The following is a 518-nucleotide window of genomic DNA, read 5'->3' as shown; positions in this document are numbered from 1 at the left end:
AGTTAACGCAATAAGTTCTCCGCCTGGGGAGTATGCACGCAAGTGTGAAACTCAAAGGAATTGACGGGGGCCCGCACAAGCGGTGGAGTATGTGGTTTAATTCGAAGCAACGCGAAGAACCTTACCAGGCCTTGACATCCCTTGCAGAGGTATAGAGATATATCCGAGGTTATCAAGGAGACAGGTGGTGCATGGTTGTCGTCAGCTCGTGTCGTGAGATGTTGGGTTAAGTCCCGCAACGAGCGCAACCCTTGTGATATGTTACTAACATTGAGTTGAGGACTCATATCAGACTGCCGGTGATAAACCGGAGGAAGGTGGGGATGACGTCAAATCATCATGCCCCTTATGGCCTGGGCTACACACGTACTACAATGGCGTCTACAAAGAGCGGCAAGCCTGTGAAGGCAAGCGAATCTCATAAAGGACGTCTCAGTTCGGATTGAAGTCTGCAACCCGACTTCATGAAGCTGGAATCGCTAGTAATCGCGAATCAGCATGTCGCGGTGAATACGTTC

At 50.2% G+C, this 518-nt stretch carries 1 rRNA gene; it reads left to right on the top strand.

The features are described 5' to 3' along the window. A 16S ribosomal RNA gene (locus KTQ83_RS12025) occupies window positions 1-518 on the top strand; the annotation flags it as partial.

Source organism: Holdemanella porci (assembly GCF_019052655.1).
GTDB classification, from domain to species: Bacteria; Bacillota_I; Bacilli_A; order Erysipelotrichales; family Erysipelotrichaceae; genus Holdemanella; species Holdemanella hominis.
This window is presented reverse-complemented; position numbering and strand designations above follow the sequence as displayed.